This window comes from Streptomyces sp. NPDC058678 (assembly GCF_042714835.1).
In the GTDB taxonomy this organism is placed as follows: Bacteria; Actinomycetota; Actinomycetes; order Streptomycetales; family Streptomycetaceae; genus Streptomyces.
In genome coordinates this window covers 1-19,962 of record NZ_JBHXSG010000021.1, presented here as the reverse complement: position 1 = coordinate 19,962, position 19,962 = coordinate 1, and the positions used below count along the sequence as shown (strand labels likewise).

19 protein-coding genes and 2 pseudogenes are annotated in these 19,962 nt (G+C 71.8%); 12 read left to right on the top strand and 9 right to left on the bottom strand.

Annotation, left to right across the window (positions count from 1 at the left end):
* The first annotated feature begins 303 nt into the window (after positions 1 to 303).
* Positions 304 to 1,329, top strand: a complete 1,026-nt coding sequence (locus ACFWWR_RS20300) for an ATP-binding cassette domain-containing protein (RefSeq protein WP_384304584.1) — start codon at positions 304 to 306, stop codon at positions 1,327 to 1,329.
* The gene (locus ACFWWR_RS20295; RefSeq protein WP_384304582.1) at positions 1,326 to 2,147 is read left to right on the top strand and encodes an ABC transporter permease; all 822 of its coding nucleotides are present in this window, start codon (positions 1,326 to 1,328) and stop codon (positions 2,145 to 2,147) included. The genes ACFWWR_RS20300 and ACFWWR_RS20295 overlap by 4 nt, the downstream gene beginning before the upstream one ends.
* A 29-nt stretch (positions 2,148 to 2,176) precedes the next feature.
* Here the strand turns inward: ACFWWR_RS20295 and ACFWWR_RS20290 are convergent, their stop codons facing one another.
* Positions 2,177 to 5,956: a BTAD domain-containing putative transcriptional regulator gene (locus ACFWWR_RS20290; RefSeq protein ID WP_384304579.1), complete on the bottom strand. Its 3,780-nt coding sequence runs from the start codon at positions 5,954 to 5,956 to the stop codon at positions 2,177 to 2,179.
* 307 nt (positions 5,957 to 6,263) lie between these two features.
* Entirely contained in the window at positions 6,264 to 6,962 is a 699-nt protein-coding gene (locus tag ACFWWR_RS20285; RefSeq protein ID WP_384304577.1) for a DUF6578 domain-containing protein, read from the bottom strand.
* A 104-nt stretch (positions 6,963 to 7,066) separates the two neighbouring features.
* Between ACFWWR_RS20285 and ACFWWR_RS20280 the strand changes: the two genes are divergently transcribed.
* Positions 7,067 to 7,867 (top strand): site-2 protease family protein, encoded by an 801-nt coding sequence (locus tag ACFWWR_RS20280; protein WP_383871993.1) that lies wholly within the window; start codon positions 7,067 to 7,069, stop codon positions 7,865 to 7,867.
* Here ACFWWR_RS20280 and ACFWWR_RS20275 read toward each other — a convergent pair.
* Together ACFWWR_RS20275 and npdG are read right to left on the bottom strand one after the other, a co-directional pair.
* Entirely contained in the window at positions 7,857 to 8,036 is a 180-nt protein-coding gene (locus tag ACFWWR_RS20275) for a hypothetical protein (protein ID WP_384304575.1), read from the bottom strand. The two genes, ACFWWR_RS20280 and ACFWWR_RS20275, sit on opposite strands and share 11 nt — an antisense overlap.
* Before the next feature lie 59 nt (positions 8,037 to 8,095).
* The gene (gene npdG, locus ACFWWR_RS20270) at positions 8,096 to 8,800 is read right to left on the bottom strand and encodes an NADPH-dependent F420 reductase (protein WP_383871988.1); all 705 of its coding nucleotides are present in this window, start codon (positions 8,798 to 8,800) and stop codon (positions 8,096 to 8,098) included.
* 196 nt (positions 8,801 to 8,996) lie between these two features.
* On the opposite strand from npdG, the gene ACFWWR_RS20265 reads away from it, so the two are divergent.
* Positions 8,997 to 9,599, top strand: coding sequence for a hypothetical protein (locus tag ACFWWR_RS20265; protein ID WP_383871985.1), 603 nt, complete (start codon positions 8,997 to 8,999; stop codon positions 9,597 to 9,599).
* Positions 9,600 to 9,698: 99 nt separating this feature from the next.
* Here ACFWWR_RS20265 and ACFWWR_RS20260 read toward each other — a convergent pair whose 3' ends face one another.
* Positions 9,699 to 9,929, bottom strand: coding sequence for a hypothetical protein (locus ACFWWR_RS20260; RefSeq protein WP_383871982.1), 231 nt, complete (start codon positions 9,927 to 9,929; stop codon positions 9,699 to 9,701).
* 58 nt (positions 9,930 to 9,987) lie between these two features.
* Between ACFWWR_RS20260 and map the strand changes: the two genes are divergently transcribed.
* Together map and ACFWWR_RS20250 are read left to right on the top strand one after the other, a co-directional pair.
* On the top strand, positions 9,988 to 10,845 hold the full coding sequence (map, locus tag ACFWWR_RS20255; RefSeq protein ID WP_383871979.1) for a type I methionyl aminopeptidase: 858 nt from the start codon (positions 9,988 to 9,990) through the stop codon (positions 10,843 to 10,845).
* A 184-nt stretch (positions 10,846 to 11,029) separates the two neighbouring features.
* Positions 11,030 to 11,677: a heme oxygenase (biliverdin-producing) gene (locus tag ACFWWR_RS20250; protein ID WP_383871976.1), complete on the top strand. Its 648-nt coding sequence runs from the start codon at positions 11,030 to 11,032 to the stop codon at positions 11,675 to 11,677.
* Between the two features lie 3 nt (positions 11,678 to 11,680).
* Here the strand turns inward: ACFWWR_RS20250 and ACFWWR_RS20245 are convergent, their stop codons facing one another.
* Entirely contained in the window at positions 11,681 to 12,325 is a 645-nt protein-coding gene (locus ACFWWR_RS20245) for a PhzF family phenazine biosynthesis protein (RefSeq protein ID WP_383871973.1), read from the bottom strand.
* A gap of 95 nt (positions 12,326 to 12,420) precedes the next feature.
* Between ACFWWR_RS20245 and ACFWWR_RS20240 the strand changes: the two are divergent.
* The 5 genes and pseudogenes from ACFWWR_RS20240 to ACFWWR_RS20220 form a co-directional block, all read left to right on the top strand.
* Positions 12,421 to 12,655: pseudogene (locus ACFWWR_RS20240) on the top strand (hemin ABC transporter ATP-binding protein); the annotation flags it as partial.
* Positions 12,656 to 12,842: 187 nt separating this feature from the next.
* Positions 12,843 to 13,994 carry an iron uptake system protein EfeO gene (gene efeO, locus ACFWWR_RS20235; RefSeq protein WP_384304572.1) on the top strand — a complete coding sequence of 384 codons (1,152 nt, stop codon included), beginning with the start codon at positions 12,843 to 12,845 and terminating at the stop codon, positions 13,992 to 13,994.
* A gap of 8 nt (positions 13,995 to 14,002) precedes the next feature.
* A complete protein-coding gene (gene efeB / locus ACFWWR_RS20230; protein WP_383871967.1) occupies positions 14,003 to 15,265 on the top strand; it encodes an iron uptake transporter deferrochelatase/peroxidase subunit in 1,263 nt (420 codons plus the stop codon).
* A gap of 3 nt (positions 15,266 to 15,268) precedes the next feature.
* Entirely contained in the window at positions 15,269 to 16,141 is an 873-nt protein-coding gene (gene efeU, locus ACFWWR_RS20225; protein WP_383871964.1) for an iron uptake transporter permease EfeU, read from the top strand.
* The gene (locus ACFWWR_RS20220; protein ID WP_383871961.1) at positions 16,101 to 17,102 is read left to right on the top strand and encodes a hypothetical protein; all 1,002 of its coding nucleotides are present in this window, start codon (positions 16,101 to 16,103) and stop codon (positions 17,100 to 17,102) included. Before efeU ends, ACFWWR_RS20220 begins: the two co-directional genes overlap by 41 nt.
* 13 nt (positions 17,103 to 17,115) lie before the next feature.
* Here ACFWWR_RS20220 and ACFWWR_RS20215 read toward each other — a convergent pair.
* Both ACFWWR_RS20215 and ACFWWR_RS20210 read right to left on the bottom strand, forming a co-directional pair.
* Positions 17,116 to 17,352, bottom strand: a pseudogene (locus ACFWWR_RS20215) (antibiotic acetyltransferase); the annotation flags it as partial.
* A gap of 117 nt (positions 17,353 to 17,469) precedes the next feature.
* A complete protein-coding gene (locus ACFWWR_RS20210; protein WP_383871958.1) occupies positions 17,470 to 18,204 on the bottom strand; it encodes a bifunctional DNA primase/polymerase in 735 nt (244 codons plus the stop codon).
* 171 nt (positions 18,205 to 18,375) lie between these two features.
* Here ACFWWR_RS20210 and ACFWWR_RS20205 point away from each other — a divergent pair, with 171 nt between their 5' ends.
* Entirely contained in the window at positions 18,376 to 19,314 is a 939-nt protein-coding gene (locus tag ACFWWR_RS20205; RefSeq protein WP_383871954.1) for a glycerophosphodiester phosphodiesterase, read from the top strand.
* Here ACFWWR_RS20205 and ACFWWR_RS20200 read toward each other — a convergent pair.
* Positions 19,213 to 19,830 carry a TetR/AcrR family transcriptional regulator gene (locus ACFWWR_RS20200; protein WP_383871951.1) on the bottom strand — a complete coding sequence of 206 codons (618 nt, stop codon included), beginning with the start codon at positions 19,828 to 19,830 and terminating at the stop codon, positions 19,213 to 19,215. The genes ACFWWR_RS20205 and ACFWWR_RS20200 overlap by 102 nt on opposite strands.
* Positions 19,831 to 19,962 lie beyond the last annotated feature (132 nt).

Sequence of the window (19,962 nt, the reverse complement as noted above, 5' to 3'; positions counted from 1 at the left end):
ACCACTGGCAGCCCGCCGATCTTCCCCCGTCGGCGGGCTGCTCGCTTTTTTGCGCCTGAACCGGGGCCGCTCTCGCGGACCTGGTTGCTCGCCGTCGTGGTTGCTCGATTCATGGTTGCGGTGGTCGCCGCAGGGGTGTCGTGCACCTCTCGACCAACCGATACGTGTGGTGGGTGGGCGTAGACCGGGGGTCTGAGGGCGGAGCCCCCAGCGAGCGAGGTCCGCACCCGCTGTCGGTGACCTGTAGGTGGCTGTCGGCGGGCTGTCGGTCGTTTGTCGGTGGGCCCTGACAGCGTCGTCCACATGACGCGAATCGACAAGAACCCCAACGGCGCACGCAGCGCCGTCTCCGTGCGGGGGCTGGTCAAGCACTACGGCGAGACCAAGGCGCTGGACGGGGTCGACCTGGACGTGCGGGAGGGCACCGTGATGGGGGTGCTCGGGCCGAACGGGGCCGGGAAGACCACCCTCGTGCGGATTCTGTCCACGCTGATCCAGCCCGACGCGGGCCAGGCGACCGTCGCCGGCTACGACGTCGTACGCCAGCCCCGGCAGCTGCGCCGGGTGATCGGGCTGACCGGTCAGTACGCCTCCGTGGACGAGAAGCTCCCCGGCTGGGAGAACCTCTACATGATCGGCCGGCTCCTCGACCTGCCCCGCAAGGACGCCCGCGCGCGGGCCGACGAACTCCTCGAGCGCTTCTCGCTCACCGAGGCGGCCAAGCGGCCCGCGGCGACGTACTCGGGCGGCATGCGGCGGCGCCTCGACCTGGCGGCGTCGATGATCGGCCGCCCGGTCGTGCTCTACCTCGACGAGCCCACCACCGGCCTCGACCCGCGTACCCGCAACGAGGTGTGGGACGAGGTCAAGCGGATGGTGGGCGACGGCGTCACCGTCCTGCTCACCACCCAGTACATGGAGGAGGCCGAGCAGCTCGCCTCCGAGCTGACGGTCGTCGACCGCGGCAAGGTCATCGCGAACGGCGCCATTGAGGAACTCAAGGCGAAGGTCGGCGGCCGTACCCTGCGGATCCGCCCGCTCGACCCGCTGCAGCTGCGGCCGCTGGCCGCCTATCTCGACGACCTGGGCATCACCGGCCTCGCGTCCACCACCGTGGACGCCGAACGCGGTGCCGCCCTGGTCCCGATCCTCAGCGACGAACAGCTGACCGCCGTGGTCGGCGCGGTCACCGCGCGTGGCATCACGCTCTCCTCCATCACTACCGAACTGCCCAGCCTGGACGAGGTGTTCCTGTCCCTCACCGGCCACCGTGCCAGCGCCCCGCAGGACACCGCGCCCGCCGACGACCGCCAGGAGGTCGCCGTATGAGCGCCACCGCACTCGCCCCCGCCGACCTCGGGGCGGACGCCCGGATCCCGCTGCGCGGCCATCTGCGCCACACCGGCGCGCTGATCCGCCGCAATCTGCTGTGGATCCGCCAGGACCCGGAGTCGATGTTCGACGCCGTCCTGTTCCCGGTCGTCTTCACGCTGCTGTTCGTGTACGTCTTCGGCGGCTCCATCGGGCAGTCGCTCGGCGGCGGCCAGGACGCCTACGTGCAGTACGTCGTGCCCGGCCTGATGGCCATGATGGGCATGAACATGGCCCAGGGGGTCGGCACCGGCTTCAACCAGGACTTCAACACCGGCGTCATGGACCGCTTCCGGTCCCTGCCGATCGGGCGCGGCTCGGTGCTGTTCGCCAAGATCGCGGTGGAACTGATGCGGATGCTCTTCGCGACCGTGGTGCTGATGATCGTCGGGATTCTGGTGGGCTTCGACATCAGCAACTGGGCCGGTCTGCTCGCCTCCGTGGGGCTGTCCGCCGTCTTCGGATCGGCCCTGATGTGGGTGTTCCTCACCCTGGGCGTGATGATGAAGAACGCGCAGTCCGTGCAGGCCATGGGCTTCCTGGTGCTGATGCCGCTGCAGTTCGGCTCGTCGATCTTCGCGCCGACGCAGTCGATGCCGGGCTGGCTGCAGAACTTCACCGACTACAACCCGCTGTCCTCGCTCGCGGACGCCGCACGCGGACTGATGGTGGGCGGTCCGGCCGCGCACGACGTGTGGGTGACGCTCGCCTGGTCGGCGGCCATCACGGCGGTGATGGCGCCGGTCGCGATCCACAAGTTCCGGACCAAGGCCTGACCCGGCGCCCACAGCGCGGTCGGTGCGCGTCAGACCAGGGCGGTGGCCTCCGCGGGGGAGAGGCCGCCGCCCTCCGCGTACGCCGCCTCGTACGCCTGATCGCCGAGCACGGCGCGGGTGCGCCGCTCGGCCCGGTGCCATACGTCGCGCTCCATGGACGACATGACGTGGCGGGGCGGCAGCATGGCCGCGGCGGCGCCGATGCACCGGGCGGCGTCAGCGGCGCGGCACCCGCCGTTGAGACCGGCGAGGGCCGTCGCGGCGGTGACCAGGTAGGAGGAGCGCATCTGCGGTGCGATGGCCAGGGACAGCGGGTCGTCGGCCAGCTCCAGCGCCCGCCGGGTCTTGTCCAGGGCCACCTCGCAGCGCTCGTCCAGGACGTCCAGCCAGGCCTCCGCCCCCAGGATGGAGGCGTCGAAGACGACGAAGTGGGCGATCTTGAACTCCTCGCGCAGCAAACGGAGTTGCTCACGTGCCTCGGCGGTCCGTCCGGTCATGCCGAGCCGGCCCGCGAGGAAGAGCCGGGCGGCGGGCATCGCCTCGTGGCCCGAGCCCGATCCCTCCTGACGGTCGATCACCTCGCGCAGCAGGCGCTCGCCGCGCTCGGACTCGCCGACCTCCAGCAGTGCGCTGCCCAGCCGGGCGGCGAGCACCGACGCCTGGGCGCGGGCACCGAGCCGGTTCGCCCGCTCGATCGCCGCCTCGTAGTCGGCGGCGGCCTGCTGGTACTCGCCCTGGCGTTCATGGGCCTCGGCCCGCGCCGCGAGCGCCTCGGCGGTGCCCCACAGGTCGCCCAGGCGCCGGTAGATCGCCAGCGACTCGTCCGCGTCGCGGGCCGCGTCGCCCGCCCAGTCGGTGCGGTTGGCGAGCATCTGGGCGCGCATCTGCAGGCCGGCGGCGAGTTCCCACTCGTGGCCCGGGGCGGCGCGGCAGGTACGGACGGTGGCGTCGACGATCTCGCGCACCCGGCCCATGTCGCCGGAGAGTATGACGGCGAAGAACCAGAGGGAACCGGGGGCACGGCAGGTCTGCGGCATGCCGGGTTCGTAGGCCTGGGCGATGGCGCGCAGCTTCTCCTGCGCCTCGGGCGTCTGCCAGGCTTCCAACTCCGTGTCCATGCAGGCGAGATGGACGAGGTGGACCCCGCGCCGGGCCTCTTGGAGGATCTCACCCGTCCACGGCAACGGCACGTCCGTGCAGCGCTCCCACACGGGGGCGGCGCGGCGCACCGGCGAGGCGAAGGGGTCGGGGCCGAGGGTCTGCGCCTCGCGCGACCACTGGCGGGCAGCCAGGCGCAGGTCGCGCATCTGCCAGTACCAGAACATCGACAGAACCAGACAGAGCGTCTCCTGCTCGTCGCCCGTGGCGACGGCGTGGTGCAGGGCGAGGCGGATGTTCTCGCCCTCTCGCTCCAGCCTGCCGATGGCGGCGATCTGGCCGGGACCGCGCAGCAACGGGTCGGTGGTGCGGGCGAGTTCGCGGTAGTACGTCAGGTGCGCGCGTTCGGCCTCCTCGCGATCGCCGGCCTCGTCGAGCCGTTCGCCCGCGTACTCGGCGACGGTCTCCAGAAGCCGGTAGCGCATGCCCTCGTCGCCCGAAGGCGCGGCCACCACAAGGGACTTGTCGACGAGCGAGCCGAGCGCGTCGAATGCGGCGGGACCGCAGACGGCCTCGGCGGCGGCGAGGTCGCAGCCGCCGGCGAAGACGGACAGCCGCCGCAGCACGTCCCGTTCGGCCTCGTCGAGCAGTTCCCAGGACCAGTCGACGACGGCTCTTAGTGTCTGCTGGCGGGGCAGGACGGTACGGCTGCCGGAGGTGAGCAGCCGGAAGCGGTCGTCGAGCCGGGCGGCGATCTGGCGTGGGGTCAGCATGCGCAGCCGGGCGGCGGCGAGTTCGATGGCCAACGGCAGGCCGTCCAGACGCCGGCAGATCTCGGCGCAGGACGCGGGGTCGTCCGCGGTCCGGAAGCCGGGCCTGGCCGCGGCCCCGCGCTCGGCGAGCAGCCTGAGCGCGACGGGCTCCGGCAGCGGTTCCACCGGCCGCAGCAACTCCCCCGGTACGCCGAGGGGTTCACGGCTGGTGGCCAGCACCGTCAGACCGGGGCAGCGCTCCAGCAGCTCCTCCACCAGCCGGGCGGCGGCCTCGACGACGTGCTCGCAGTTGTCGAGGATCAGCAGCAACCGGCGCCTGCCGCAGTGCTCGGCGAGCCGCTCGACGGGGTCGTCGTGCCGCTCGCCCCCGGCCCGCATGGCCTCCGCCCCGGCGCCGTACAGCACGGTCTCCCGCGCCCCTACGGCGGTCAGCACGGCCTCCGGTACGGCGTCCGGGTCGTCCACCGGCGCGAGCTCCGCCAGCCACACCCCGTCCCTCGCCGCCTCCCCCACGGCCTCCGCCGCCTCCTGCGACAGCCGCGTCTTCCCGGCCCCGCCCGGCCCGAGCAGCGTGACGAGCCGGGCGTCGGCCAGATCACCCCGGATGGCCTTGATATCGGCTTCCCGGCCGACGAAGGAGGTGAGGCGGGCGCGGAGGTTGCCCGGGGGCGGGGGGCCGGGGGTGGGGCCGGTGAGGGGTTCGCCGGGGGCGTGGGCGGCGAGGGGTTCGCCGGGGGCGTGGGGACCTCGGCCGTGACCGGCCGCCGTAGGACCGGACGGACCGGAGGAACCGGCAGCCCGAGCTGCCGCCCGGGAGCCCGACGATCCCTGGGCACCGCCCGTGGCCCCTGGCCGCGGGCCGAACGTGCCCTCGTCGGTCGCGCCGGGTAGGGAACCCGGCCCACGTCCGTCGGCGGTGCCGGACGGCGGGACCGGCCCACGTCCGTCGGCGGCGCCAGACAGAGGACCAGGCCCACGTCCATCGGCGGTGCCGGACGGCGGGACGGGCAGGTCACCCCCGTCCGCCGCGCGGGACGGCTCGGTCGCCTGGGCGCCGGAGCTTGGCCGGGGCCCACTCGCGGGCGCTTCGGGGCTTGGCCGGCCGCCGGCTCCGTAGGCCCCGGAACCTGCCGGATCCCCGTCCCCGAAACCGTTCGCGCCCTGTCGGCCGTCACCCCCGCCCCCTCCCCCAGGGCCGTGCCGATCTGCCGGCCGCAGCAACTCCCCGTACAGCGCCCTCAGTTCCGGGCCCGGGTCGGTTCCGAGGCGGTCTGCCAGCAGGTGGCGTACGGCCTCGTAGGCGGCCAGTGCCTCCGCCGTGCGGCCGGCGTCGCGCAGGGCTCGTAGGCGCAGGGACTGGAGAGGTTCGTCGAGGGGGTGGGTGTCGCACAGGGCGGTCAGTTCGGGCAGGGACTGATCGGCGTGCCCGAGGGCGAGGGCGGCGGCGTGGCGGGCGCGCAGGGCGTCGAGGTGCCGGGTCTGGCGGCGGGCCGCCTCGGCGGTGCGGTCGGGCAGGTCGGCGAGGACGGGGCCGCGCCACAGGCCAAGGGCGTCGTCGAGGACGGCGGCGCCCTTCGCGGGGTCGCCGTCGGCCAGCGCCCGCGTGCCCTCGCCGACCAGCCGCTCGAAGCGGTGCAGGTCGATGTCGTCGGGCGCGGCGGTGAGGCGGTAGCCGCCGTCCACGGAGGCGACCGCGTCCGCGCCGAGCGCCCGGCGCAGCCGTCCGACCAGCGCCTGCAACGCGCCCGTCGCGTCGGCGGGCGGATCGCCGTCGCCCCACACCTCGTCGACCAGGAGCCCGGCGGGCACGGCGCGGCCGGGCCGCAGCGCCAGCACGGTCAGCAGCGCACGCAGCCGCGCCCCGCCTACGGGGACGGGCGTGCCGTCGGGGCGGAGGGCCTGGGTGGTGCCGAGAATGCGGTAGCGCACGGGGTCCATTGTCTCCGGTGGCGTCGGGGCCGGTCACGGGGTTCCGGCGGTGCGGCGGAAAGCAGCGCCGACAGGTGGGGGGAAGGAATCGGCCCGCGGCCAGTGGAAAGGGCGCCCGTCGGGCAAGAGACCCGCCCTCAGCCCTCCCTGGGTCCCAGCACTCCCTCGGTCCTGGCCCTCCCTCGATTTCGGCCCTCTGTCGGTCCGGGCCTCCTGCTGAAGGTGGCCGACAGGGCCCCCAGCACATCCGCCAGTGCGGGAAGCAATCGCCCCGCAGACCCACGAAAGGGAACGGCCGTCGGCCCAAAAGCCACCCTCAGCCCCCTCTCGGCCCCGCCCCCCTGCTGAACGTAGCCAGCAAGGCCGCCAGCGCGTCCGCCGGGATGCCCTCGGTCTCCGCGCCGGGGACCGCGCCCTCGTGTGGGATCCCGCACGCCTCGCGGACGGCGTGCGACAGCCACGAGTCCGTCCCCGGGACGTCCAGGGTCACCACGGCGCCCGCGTCGGAGCGGCTTCGGCCGCCGCCGAACCACTTGGGGCAGGTGTCCACCGACCGCAGCGACCGCTCCCCGGGCACCGGCTCCCACGCTCCCGAGCCCGGCGCGGGATCGGCGAAGCCCTGGGTCACCACCTGGATCGCCCGCACCCGGCCCCGGACCTCGGGGAGTCCGGCGCTCCCGTGTGTCTCTACCGTGAGGAGGCCGACAGCGCGGATCCGGTCCCCCGGCCGCGCCTCTCCCTCTCCGGGTTCCTCCGCGGGCACGAGGCCGACGGGATGCTGTCGCAGGGCGACCAGCAGGCCCGTCTCCTCCCGCACCACGCGCACGGCACCCTCTTCTCCCCGTATGTCCGCCACCGGGCCGACGATCTTGCTGAGCTGGTCGTGCCAGCCGCCGCCCAGCACCTCGTCGGCGTCGCTGAGCAGCAGCGGCCAGCTCACCTCCTCGCCCAGCGAGAACGGCGTACCGCAGCACTCCATCTGCCAGTCCGGGTAGAACACATGCCAAAGCCCCATGGGTCCACCTTCCCCGGAACCCTCGGGGGACCGCGAGACGTTTTCCCCGTGCGCCCGGTACGGTCGGGCAGTCCCACCGCGTGCACGAGAGGCCAGGGAGCCCCATGACCACCGCCACGACCCGCCACAGCGACCGGCGGGTCAGCCCCGTCTTCGTCGGGATCCTCGCCGTGACGGCGGTGACCGGCTGGGCCACCTGGACCGGGTTCGCCGAACAGCCCGGGTTCTCCGTGTTCCTGTTCGTGACGGCCGCGTGGATCGTCTCCCTGTGCCTGCACGAGTACGCGCACGCGCGCACCGCCCTGCACAGCGGCGACATCTCGGTCGGCGCGAAGGGCTACCTCACGCTGAACCCGCTGAAGTACACGCACGCCCTGCTGAGCATCGTCCTCCCCGTGATCTTCGTGATCATGGGCGGGATCGGCCTTCCGGGCGGTGCCGTCTTCATCGAGCGGGGCCGGATCCAGGGCCGCTGGCGGCACAGTCTGATCTCGGCGGCCGGCCCGCTGACGAACGTCCTGTTCGCGATCGTCTGCACGGCCCCGTTCTGGCTGGACGCCCTGGACGGCGTGCCGCGCGACTTCCGGTTCGCTCTCGCCTTCCTCGCCCTGCTCCAGGTCACCGCCGCGATCCTGAACTTCCTGCCGGTTCCCGGCCTGGACGGCTACGGCATCCTCGAGCCCTGGCTGTCGTACAACGTCAAGCGCCAGGTGGAGCCGTTCGCGCCCTTCGGCCTGCTGTTCGTGTTCGCGCTGCTGTGGCTGCCGGCGGTCAACGGCGTGTTCTTCGACGTGGTCGACTCGATCCTGAAGAGCCTCGGGATCAGCGACTTCGACACCTACTGCGGGCAGGAGCTGTTCCGCTTCTGGCAGGGCACGAACGAGTTCTGCCAGGTCAGCCAGTGACGGACTTCCGGACCTTCTCGCGCTTCACGTAGTACCAGCACATGTTGGACGCCAGCCCCGCCAGGAGCACCCACACGACTCCCAGAAAGTTGCCCTGGACGAAGGAGACGACCGCCGCGGCCACGGCGAGGACGCAGACGACGAGGGCGTAGAGGGCGAGGCGGGGCATGGGGTGGTTCTCCTGTCGGGGGACACTGCGCTGCTGTACCGACAGTGTCCCCCATGCCCTCACACGTCGGTGATACGGAGCCCCGCGTGCGCCTTGTACCGGCGGTTCACGGAGATCAGGTTGGCGACCAGCGACTCCACCTGGTGGGCGTTGCGCAGTCGCCCGGCGAAGATGCCGCGCATGCCGGGGATCCGGCCGGCCAGCGCCTGGACGATCTCCACGTCGGCGCGCACCTCGCCGAGGACCATCACGTCGGTGTCGATCTCGTCGACCTCCGGGTCCTGGAGCAGGACGGCCGACAGGTGGTGGAAGGCGGCCGTCACCCGTGAGTCCGGCAGCAGGGCGGCGGCCTGCTCGGCGGCACTGCCCTCCTCCGGCTTCAGCGCGTAGGCGCCCTTCTTGTCGAAGCCGAGCGGGTTGACGCAGTCCACGACGAGCTTGCCCGCCAGTTCCTCGCGCAGCGACTCCAGGGTCTTGCCGTGGCCGTCCCACGGCACGGCGACGATCACGATGTCGCTGCGGCGGGCGGTCTCGGCGTTGTCGGCGCCCTCGACGCCGTGCCCGAGTTCCTCGGCGGCGGCCTGGGCGCGGTCCGCGGCGCGTGAGCCGATGATCACCTTCTGGCCGGCCTTGGCGAGCCGGTAGGCGAGGCCCTTGCCCTGCGGGCCGGTGCCGCCGAGCACGCCGACGACGAGTCCGGAGACGTCGGGGAGGTCCCACGGGTCCTTGGCGGGGGCCTGCTGTGCACTGTCGGTAGAGGTCATGGGCCGACTTTACGTCCGCCTTGCCCACGGCGAAGGCTCAGGTGGGCGGCATCACGGGAGGTGCCAATGGTAGGAGGGTCGTGGTAGCCGTGATCGAAGCAGACCTGCCGGACAGCTAGCCCGCACCTTGCCCAAGTTGGACGAATCGGGGTGAACCGGGGGCCGTGAGGCGTCGGTTGCGGCAGGATGCGGTCGCATGGATGCCGTACGGGTCGCATTGCTGCGCGAAGTGCTCGCCGGGACCGAGTGGTTGGGGGCCACGCGGCGGTTCGCGGGGGCGCTGCGGGGGTCCGTGGTGTCGCACGGGGGCGGGCTGCTGCTCGTCGGCACGGCGGAGTACGAGCCGTGGCATCTCGCGGCCCACCTGGTGGACGAGGCGGCGTGGTCGGGGACGCCGGAGCTGGCCCCGACTCTCGTACGGCACGGCGCGCGGGCGTCGGACCCCGCGCATCTGTCGGTCGGACCGGGGCGGCTGGCCGCGGCGCGGCGGGGCGAGACGTTGCTGGTGGTGTCCCCCCAGGGGCCGGGTGCTCCGCTGCTGGAGCGGGTGCACGACGCGCGGCGGGCCGGGGCGACGGTGCTGGCGCTGGGCGACGGCGGGGGCGAGTTGACGGCGATGGCACACGAGTCGCTGGCCGTGCCCGACGGGGCGGAACTGGACCTGGACAGCGTGCAGCACCTGGTGAGCGCGGCGGCCGGCGAGAACCTGCTGCCGACGCCGCGAGGTCACCGGCGCCTGCGCGACCGCCTCGCCAGGCTGGCGGACGAACTCACGGCACCGCCCCCCGCCCGCTGGTGACCTCCGCCGGCCGGGCGGGCCGATGGGCGTGGGCCCAGTGGTGCGGCTGCGCGGACGACGCGCGACAGCCGCACCGGCACGGACTCGGGCTCGGGCCCGTCAGTCGTCGTCCCGGCTCGCGGCCGGGGCGTCGTGCCACTTGGGGTCGTTCTCCCATTCGAGGTTGCGCTCGCGGGCCGTCGCCATCGCGTGCTCGGCCTCCTTGCGGGTGGTGTACGGCCCGAACCGGTCCTTGGCGGGGCACTCCGGCCCCTCCTCGACCTTCTTGTGCTGCAGGCAGTAGTACCACTCGCCCGGTTTGCCGACCGTCCGCTTCTTGAACAGGGCCATGACCAGCTCCTCTCGCCACCGACATGTTCCCCCATGCCCGCTGGTTAGACTCGCTGGCATGTCTGGCCAGTCGCTGCTCGTCCCAGGGGAGCTGTCCCCCATCCGTTCCGTGCCCGGAAACATCCGCCGCCCCGAGTACGTCGGCAAGCCCGCGCCGACGCCGTACACCGGCCCGGAGGTGCAGACGCCCGAGACGATCGAGGCGATGCGCGTCGCCGGCCGGATCGCCGCGCGGGCGATGGCGGAGGCCGCGAAGCTGATCGCGCCGGGTGTCACCACCGACGAGCTGGACAAGGTGGCGCACGACTACATGTGCGACCACGGCGCCTACCCGTCGACGCTGGGCTACCGCGGCTTCCCCAAGTCCCTGTGCACGTCGGTCAACGAGGTCATCTGCCACGGCATCCCGGACTCGACGGTCCTGGCCGACGGCGACATCGTCAACCTGGACGTGACGGCGTACATCGGCGGAGTGCACGGCGACAACAACGCGACGTACCTGGTCGGGGACGTCGACGAGCAGAGCCGGCTGCTGGTGGAGCGGACCCGGGAGTCCCTCGAGCGCGCGATCAAGGCGGTCAAGCCGGGCCGGCAGATCAACATCATCGGGCGGGTCATCGAGTCGTACGCGAAGAGGTTCGGGTACGGGGTGGTGCGGGACTTCACCGGCCACGGGATCAACTCGTCGTTCCACTCCGGGCTGATCATCCCGCACTACGACAGCCCGCACGCGACGACCGTGATCCAGCCCGGGATGACGTTCACGATCGAGCCGATGCTGACGCTCGGGACCCACGAGTACGACATGTGGGACGACGGGTGGACGGTCGTGACGAAGGACCGCAAGCGCACGGCCCAGTTCGAGCACACGCTGGTGGTGACGGAGACCGGGGCGGAGATCCTGACCCTGCCGTAGCCCCGTCGGCAGCCCGGCGCAGGACTGCCGTGACGCTGCCACGACTCCGCCGTTCGCCCGAGCCCGCCCTCTTCGGAGGGCGGGCTTCCCGCATGTGGGCCCTGGCTTTTCCGGGTACCGTTTTACCGACAGAGAGTCGGCAAAGCATTGACTTAGGTTAGCCTAACCGTAGAAAATCGGGGCCATGGACTCCTTCTCGACAGTCATCCGCACCGCCTCCCATGAGCAGCACGAAGAGGCGAACACCTCGACGTTCATCGGCGACCTGCTCGGCGGCGGGCTCGGCGTCGACGCGTACGCGCGCTACACCGAGCAGCTGTGGTTCGTGTACGAGGCACTGGAGAGCGGCGCCGAGAAGCTGGCCTCGGACCCGGTGGCGGGACCTTTCGTGCAGCCCGAGCTGTTCCGGCTGACCGCGCTGGAGCGGGACCTGGCACATCTGCGCGGCCCGGACTGGCGTGCGCGGATGTCCGCGCTGCCGGCGACGGGGGCGTACGTCGAGCGGGTGCGGGAGTGCGTCGAGCAGTGGCCGGCCGGTTACATCGCCCACCACTACACGCGCTACCTCGGCGACCTGTCCGGCGGCCAGATCATCCGCGACAAGGCGGAGAAGACCTGGGGCTTCGCCAAGAAGGGGGACGGCGTCCGTTTCTACGTCTTCGAGGAGATCTCCAACCCGGCCGCGTTCAAGCGGGGTTATCGCGAACTGCTGGACGCCGTCCGCGCGGACGACCTGGAGAAGCAGCGGATCGTGGCGGAGTGCCGGAAGGCGTTCGCCCTGAACATCGAGGTTCTCCGGGCACTCGGGGCCGAGTTTCCGCTGAGCGCCTGACGGTCAGCGCTCCAGGAACACCCGCCCGCCGACCTCCACCCAGCCCCCCGGCTGCGGAGCCGTGAGGATCTGCGAACCCGCGCCCTGCGTGATGTTCAGGGCGCGGCCCAGCCGGTCCGTGAGCAGGAGTGCCGCCGCGCCGGTCGCCTCGTCCTCCTCGATGCCGTCGTCACGGCCGGGGAAGGCGCGGGCGCGGACGCGGCCGGCCGCCTCGTCCTCCCAGGCCCAGGCGTAGATCCACTCCCCCTTCGGCGGGACGGGCAGGTCGTCGACCTCCGCCGCCGTGGCGTACTGGCGCAGCGTGCGCGGCGGGACCCATTCCGCCAGCGCCTCGATCCAGCTGAACTCGCCGTCCAGGCGGGTGCCCACCACCCCGGCAGGGGTGACCAGTTCGGGCACGTCTAGCAGCCAGGCCGTGCCGACGCAGGGGTGGCCGGCGAAGGGCAGGCGCAGGGTGGGCGTGTAGATGTCGATGACGCCGCGCTCGGGGTCGTCCACGAACACGGTCTCGCTGAAGCCGAGTTTCCCGGCGAACGCCTGCCGTTCGTCCGGGTCCGGCAGCAGGGAGCCCTCGCGGACGACGCCGAGCTCATTGCCGTATCCGCCGTTCGCTCCGCAGAAGACACGGAGCACGTCGTAGTCAGTCACGCGGGGCATTGTGCCTTGAGCGGCGGGCCGGCGTGGACGAGGAAGGGACTCGGCGCCCCTGCACGTACGAGCCCGAACGAACACGGCGATCCCCCAGGAGAGTGGCGCGGGCCGGGGACGCCGTGGTGGTCGTCCTGCACGACCTGGGGCTCGCGGCGGCCTACGCGCACCGGGTCGCGATCCTGTCACGCGCACCGGGTGGCCGCCGAGGGGCCGCCGGCCGAGGTGTTCGCCGACCGGCTGCTGACGGAGGTCTACGACCAGCCCGTCGAGGTGCTGGCCCATCCGCGCACGGGAGAGGTGCTGGTGACCCCACGCCGGGACGCTTGACCGGAACTTGACCCTCTCCTGAGATCCACTTTTGGCCACCGTGATCGGGCCGTGCTCATACAGCGTCCATGAGAGCTGAATCACCGCTTGAAGGGGTGGGACACAGGAAAACCTTGGGTACGTTAGGCGAGCCTCACCTTATGTGAGGCGCGTCACGCGTATTTTTCGGTCATTCCTTGGAGCCCGCATGCGAGCCGTCAGATTCTCCGCTCTCACCGCTGTCGCCACCGCGGCGACGCTCGCCGCCGTCACCGGCTGCACCGAGAAGGGCAGTTCGGGGAGCGGCGACCGGGTCATCGAGGTGACGGCGACGGACGACAAGTGCGAGGTGTCGAAGAAGGAGTTCCCGGCCGGGCACGTCGAGCTCGCCATCGAGAACAAGGGCTCCAAGGTCACCGAGGTCTACGTCCTGTTCCCGGACGACCGGATCGTGACCGAGCGCGAGAACATAGGCCCCGGCACCAAGCAGCGGGTCACCGCCGAGGTGAAGGCCGGCGACTACACGATCGCCTGCAAGCCCGGCATGAAGGGCAACGGCATCCGCCAGGACGTCAAGGCCACCGGCGGCACGGTCGCCAAGCGCGACCCGCGCCTCGACAAGGCCGTCGCCTCCTACCGCGCGTACGTGCAGACGCAGGCCGACGAGACGCTGCCGCTCGCCGAGACCTTCGCCAAGGCGGTCAAGGACGGCGACATGGAAGCCGCCAAGAAGGCCTACGCGCCCTCCCGCATCGGCTGGGAGCGCACCGAGCCGGTCGCCGAGTCCTTCGGCGACATCGACCCGAAGGTCGACGTCCGCGCGGACGGCCTGGAGGCCGGCCAGGAGTTCACCGGCTGGCACCGCCTGGAGAAGGCCCTCTGGCAGGACAAGAAGATCGGCACCGCGGAGAAGACCCTCACCGACCAGCTGATCACCGACCTCAAGGACTGGCAGAAGCGGGTCGGCAAGGCCGAGATCACCCCGACCTCCATGGCCAACGGTGCCAAGGAACTCCTCGACGAGGTCGCCACCGGCAAGGTCACCGGCGAGGAGGAGCGCTACTCGCACACCGACCTGGTCGACTTCAAGGCGAACGTCGAGGGCGCGGAGAAGTCCTACGAGCTGCTGAAGCCGGTGGCGAAGGAGAACGACGCCGCGCTGGTCACCGAGCTGGACAAGCAGTTCGCCGCGCTGAACACGCTGCTGGACAAGTTCCGTGCGGACGAGCCGAATGCAACACAGTACGACTTCACCTCGTACGACAAGGTCAGCAAGGCCGACCAGAAGGAGCTGTCGGACGCGGTGAACGCGCTCGCGGAGCCGCTGTCCAAGCTCGCCGCCGCCGTCGTCGCGAAGTAGGGACGCTCATGACGGACAACTCCGAAGAAGCCGCCGCTCCCTCCCGGCGCGCACTGATCGGCTGGGGCGGGGCCGGGCTCGCGCTCGGTGCCGTCGCGGCCGGCGGCGCGGTCGCGCTGACCGGCACCGGCGACTCCGCCGACGACACCGCCCCGGCCGGCGCCTCGACGGGCGCCGCGATCCCCTTCCACGGCACCCATCAGGCGGGCATCTCGACACCCGTGCAGGACCGGCTGCACTTCGCCGCGTTCGACGTGACCACCGACGACCGCGCCGCCTTCGTGCAGATGCTGAAGGACTGGACCGAGGCCGCGCGGCGAATGACCGCCGGGCAGGCGGTAGGCGAGGGCGCGTACGGCGGTCTCGCCGAGGCTCCGCCGGACGACACCGGGGAGGCGCTGGGACTGAAGCCGTCACGGCTGACGCTGACGATCGGGTTCGGGCCGTCGCTGTTCGAGAAGTTCGGGCTCAGGGACAGGCGTCCCGAAGCCCTGGTCGATCTGCCCCAGTTCGCCGGCGACAACCTCGACAAGAACCGCAGCGGCGGCGACCTGTGCATCCAGGCGTGCGCGGACGATCCCCAGATCGCCGTGCACGCGATCCGCAACCTCGCCCGGATCGGCTTCGGCAAGGTCGTCATCCGGTGGTCGCAGCTCGGCTTCGGCAAGACCTCGTCCACCACGCCCGATGCGCAGACCCCGCGCAACCTGATGGGCTTCAAGGACGGCACCCGCAACATCGCGGGCACGGAGTCGGACCGCCTGGAGAAGTTCGTCTGGGTGGACCCGAAGGACGGCCCCGACTGGATGGCGGGCGGCTCCTACCTCGTCGCCCGCCGCATCCGCATGCACATCGAGACCTGGGACCGCACCTCCCTCCAGGAGCAGGAGGACATCTTCGGCCGCGACAAGGGCGAGGGCGCCCCGGTCGGCAAGGCCAAGGAACGCGACAAGCCGTTCCTGAAGGCGATGCTGCCCGACGCTCACGTGCGGCTCGCGCACCCCGACTCCAACCACGGGGCGACCATCCTGCGCCGCGGCTACTCCTTCACCGACGGCACGGACGGTCTCGGGCGCCTCGACGCCGGCCTGTTCTTCCTGGCCTACCAGCGCGACGTCCGCAAGGGCTTCGTCCAGATCCAGCGCAACCTGGCCAAGGACGCGCTCAACGAGTACATCCAGCACGTGGGTTCCGCGGTGTTCGCGGTCCCGCCCGGCGTCCGCGGCAAGGACGACTGGTGGGGCAGCACACTGCTGACCGAGGAGGCCTGAGCCGTGTTCTCCAACTACCTGATCGGCCTGCGCGAGGGGCTGGAGGCCAGCCTCGTCGTCTGCATCCTCATCGCCTACCTGGTCAAGACGGACCGCCGGGACGCGCTGAAGCCCATCTGGATCGGCATCGGCGTCGCGGTCGCCCTGGCGCTCGGCTTCGGCTGCGCGCTCGAATTCGGCTCCCAGGAGCTGACGTTCGAGGCCCAGGAGGCGCTCGGCGGCACGCTGTCGATCCTCGCGGTCGGCCTGGTGACGTGGATGGTGTTCTGGATGCGGCGCACCGCCCGGCACCTGAGGTCCGAACTGCACGGCAAGCTGGACGCCGCCCTCCAGATGGGCACCGGCGCCCTGGTCGCCACCGCCTTCCTCGCGGTCGGCCGGGAGGGCCTGGAAACCGCCCTGTTCGTCTGGGCGTCCGTGCACGCGGCGAGCGACGGCACCCCGCGCCCGCTGCTCGGCGTCGCCCTGGGCATCGCGACGGCGGTGTTCCTGGGCTGGCTGTTCTACCGGGGCGCGGTGCGCATCAACCTCGCCAAGTTCTTCACCTGGACCGGCGGCATGCTGGTCGTGGTGGCCGCGGGCGTGCTGGCGTACGGCTTCCACGACCTCCAGGAGGCCGACTGGCTGCCGGGCCTGACCGACAAGGCCTTCGACATCACCGGGACCATCCCCCCGGACAGCTGGTACGGCACTCTCCTCAAGGGCGTCTTCAACTTCCAGCCCGACCCGACGGTCCTTCAGGTCACGGTGTGGCTGCTGTACTTGGTCCCGACGCTCGCGCTTTTCCTCGCCCCGGTAGGGTTCGCCTCCGGGAAGGGGAAGGTGAAGGAACCTGATGAGCAGGGATCGCGGCCCTCGAAGGCTCCGCAGTCTTGACCGGAGCGCACTGATAGCAGCCTCAGTGACCGCTTTGTCGCTGACGGCGAGCGGATGCATGGTGGTGCACGGGGAGCGGGAGGTGCTCCCCGCGGCCACGCAGGCGGAGGCCGCCAAGGCACTCCAGCAGTTCACGAACGCGTACAACAAGGCCGACAAGGAGTACGACAGTTCCCTGGACGCCGACTTCGTCACCGGCGCCCTGGAGGACATCGACCGGGCCAGGCTGAAGGCGGGCGCCGCGAACAACCCGGACGGCAACCCGACGCACACCCCGCTGAAGCTGACGGACGCGAAGTACACGATCCCGAAGAAGGCGGGCTGGCCGCGCTGGTTCGTCGCCGACGCCGCCGGCAACAAGGGCGGCACCTCGCGCTGGCTGCTCGTGTTCACGCGGGGCGGTCTCGACGAGCCGTGGCAGGTGGCGTATCTGACGCTGGTCGCGCCGGAGAAGGTGCCGGAGTTCAAGAAGGACGCGGACGGCTTCGCCGAGGCCGTGCCCGTGAACTCGACCGAGGTGGCCGTCGCGCCCGGGAACCTGAGCAGGGACTACACGTCGTACCTCAAGACCGGCGGGGACGGCTTCGCCGACGGCCTGAACACCGACCAGTGGCGTGCGGCCCGCGCGAAGAACACGAAGAAGCCGGGCCTGGTCACCCAGTACATCGACGAGCCCCTGACAAGCGGCGACTACGCGCCGCTGGCGCTGCGCACGAAGGACGGCGGGGCGCTTGTGTTCTTCACCACGCACCACTACGAGAAGCAGACGGCCGCGCAGGGCACCTCGGTACCGACGCCCAACAAGGACGTCCTCGCCCTGACCACCGGTGAGATCAAGCAGTCGCTCACCATGCAGTTCGTCTCCAACGAGGTCGCCCTGGACCCGGCGAAGGGCTCGGACGACCAGAAGGTGGCGGTGCTGGGCCGGATCCAGGGACTGACGTCGGCAGAGGGCGAGTAGGACCGGCCGGGGGCTACGACGGCTTCGGGGCGACGGCTTCCAGGTCGTCGACGCCGCCCGACATGATCGTGCGCATGTGCTCGGTGATGTGCTCGGCCGGCCAGTCCCACCACGCCACGGCCAGCAGGCGGGCGATGTCCGGCTCGCCGAAGCGGGTGCGGATCAGGCGGACCGGGTTGCCGCCGACGATGCCGTGGTCGGGCACGTCGGCGGTGACCACGGCGCCGGTGCCGATGGGCGCGCCGCGCCCCGGCGACGCTGCAGGAAGGTCGAGGGGCCGTCCATGCGGTGGTGGGCGCCGGCCGGGTCGGGGGGCAACGGCATGGCGGGCGATCCCTTGCGAAGGATTCCTTGACGGACGCTGGGCTCAGCGGCGCGTGGGCCAGGCCGAGTTCACGTGGTCGGATTCCTCGCCGATGTAGCGGGCGCAGGCGTCGGTGAGGACTTCCAGGAGGGTCAGCGGGTCGGGCAGCGGGTGCTCCAGGCCGCGGATCCAGTACACGGACCGGTCGTCACCGGGGAGCCGGGCGGGCGGGACGAGGACGTAGGAGCCGCGGCAGTGCCAGCGCAGGCCCGGGTGCTCGTCCATCGTCTCGGGGTGGCAGTCCAGCTCGCACGGCCACCACTCGTCCTCGTCCTCGGGCGTGCCGCGGGTGAGGGTGAAGAAGAGCAGGCGGTCGCCGCCGCTCTCGGCGACCGGGCCGACCTCGATGCCGGAGCCGAGCAGCCGCTCCAGCGCTTCCCTTCCGACCTCCAGCGGCACGTCGAGCACGTCGTGCACCATGCCGGTCGCGGTGATGAAGTTGGCCTGCGGCTGGTGCCGGGCCCAGCGTTCGATCTGGCCGCGGTCGGTGGTCGACTGGGTCTGCCAGGCGAACGACACGGGGTGCCGGGCCGGGGTGGGACAGCCGACGCGGTCGCAGGAACAGCCGTAGCCGGGGGCGGGATACGCGGCGGGCGCCAGCGGCAGCCCCGCTTCGGCGGCGGCGAGCAGCAGGGCCTCACGACCGTCGTCCCCGACGGCCTCCTTGGGGCGGCGTCCACGCAGCCACTGGGAGATTTTGCCCTGCCGGCCGGTGCGACCGCCGAACTCCGCGCTCATCTATCGCCTCGCCTCGCTGTCGTGCGGAACAGCATGCCCTATGGTCCCACCTTCTTGCGCTTCGGGGGGGCCGGAGCCGACAACAGGGATGGCTGGGGCGAGACGGGCCCGTCACCAGGATCGAGTGTCATTGCACGCTTTGTCATGTTTTACCCACCTACCGTGGTCGGCATGGTCACATGGATCGCGTTGACCGGTCTGGCCTCCGCCGCTTCCGTGGTCTCGCTGACTGTCACGGGGCCGACGACCCCGCTGGAGTGGGGCGCCGGGCCGCTGACCGTGGACTCGTTGCCCCGCGTGACGTACGTCGCCCACCGCGGCGGTGCCCGTGAGGTGCCCGAGAACAGCATGTCGGGGCTGATGGCGGCCTACCGGCGCGGCACGGCACAGGTGCTGGACCTCGACACACAGATGCTGCGCGACGGCACGCTCGTCGTCCTGCACGACCGCACCCTGAACCGGACGACGTTCCTCGGCGGCGCGGTGCGCGGGCTGAGCGCGCCGGAGTGGCAGGGGGTGCGGCTGCGGCCGCGGGCCTCGCTGCCGGGGAGCTGGCGGTCGGAGCGCCCGCCGACGGTCGCCGAGGTACTGGACCGCCTCGGCGGGCGGATCGTGCTGATGCTGGAGGCGAAGGACCCACGCAGCCTCGCCGGGCTGGCCGGGCTGATCCGCGCCCGGGGCCTGACCCGGTCGGTCTTCGTCAACTCCAACGATCCCGAGGTGGCCCGGCGGACCCATCGCCTGGGCCTGCTCTCCCAGCTGTGGCGCACGGCCGGGCAGCTGCGGCGGGACCGTCCCGAGCGCTGGCGCTCCTACGTCGACCTGCTCGACGTCGACCACCGGGCGCGGGACGCCGACGTCCTGCGGGCGGTGCGCTCCGGCATCCCCCGAGTCTGGGCGCACACCGTGCTCACCCCCGCCGAGCGGGACCGGGCGCTGGCGCTGGGCTGCGACGGGATCATCACGGACGCGCCGGGGAGGCTGGCACGGCCGGCCCGCCCGAAGGGCTCACCTGGGCGCGAGCCCGTGGAGGGCGTAGTCGACGAGGGTGTCGGTGTACTCGTACGAGATCGGGCCGGTGTACTGCAGCCAGCGCTGCGCCAGGGGTGAGACGAAGAGTTCGAGGGCGATCCGGGGATCGATCTCGCGGCGGACCTGGCCGGCCTCCTGCGCGGCGCGCAGCCGGTCCACGTAGAGCTGGAGCGACGGTTCGAGGAGCTTGCCGACCATGACCCGGCCGAGCTGCTCGTCGACCACGCCCTCGGCGGCCAGTGCGCGGGACGGTCCTTCGAACCGGGGGTCCTTGAGCTGGTCGACGGTGGCCCGCAGTACGGCCTTGAGGTCGGCGGCGAGGTCACCGGTGTCCGGGATGACGTACACGTCCTGCGGATCCGCCTCCCGCGCCGCCTGTTCGCTCAGGTCGAGGAACGCCTCCAGCAGGACGTCCGCCTTCGACGACCACCAACGGTAGATCGTCTGCTTGCCGACGCCGGCGCGGGCGGCGATGCCCTCGATGGTGGTCCTGGGGTAGCCGACCTCGGCGACGAGCGCGATGGCGGCGTCGTAGATGGCCCGGCGGGACCTCTCGCTGCGGCGGGTGGTGTCGGGGGCGGGCTGCTTGACCATGTGCCGACGGTAGCAGGGCTGTGAGACGGGACGTCTCGTCGGACCCGCTTGCTTCGCCCCCGCCGCCCCTTCCCGTCTCTGGGGGCTGCGCCCCCAGACCCCCGCTTCGGCCTGAACGGCCTCGTCCTCAAA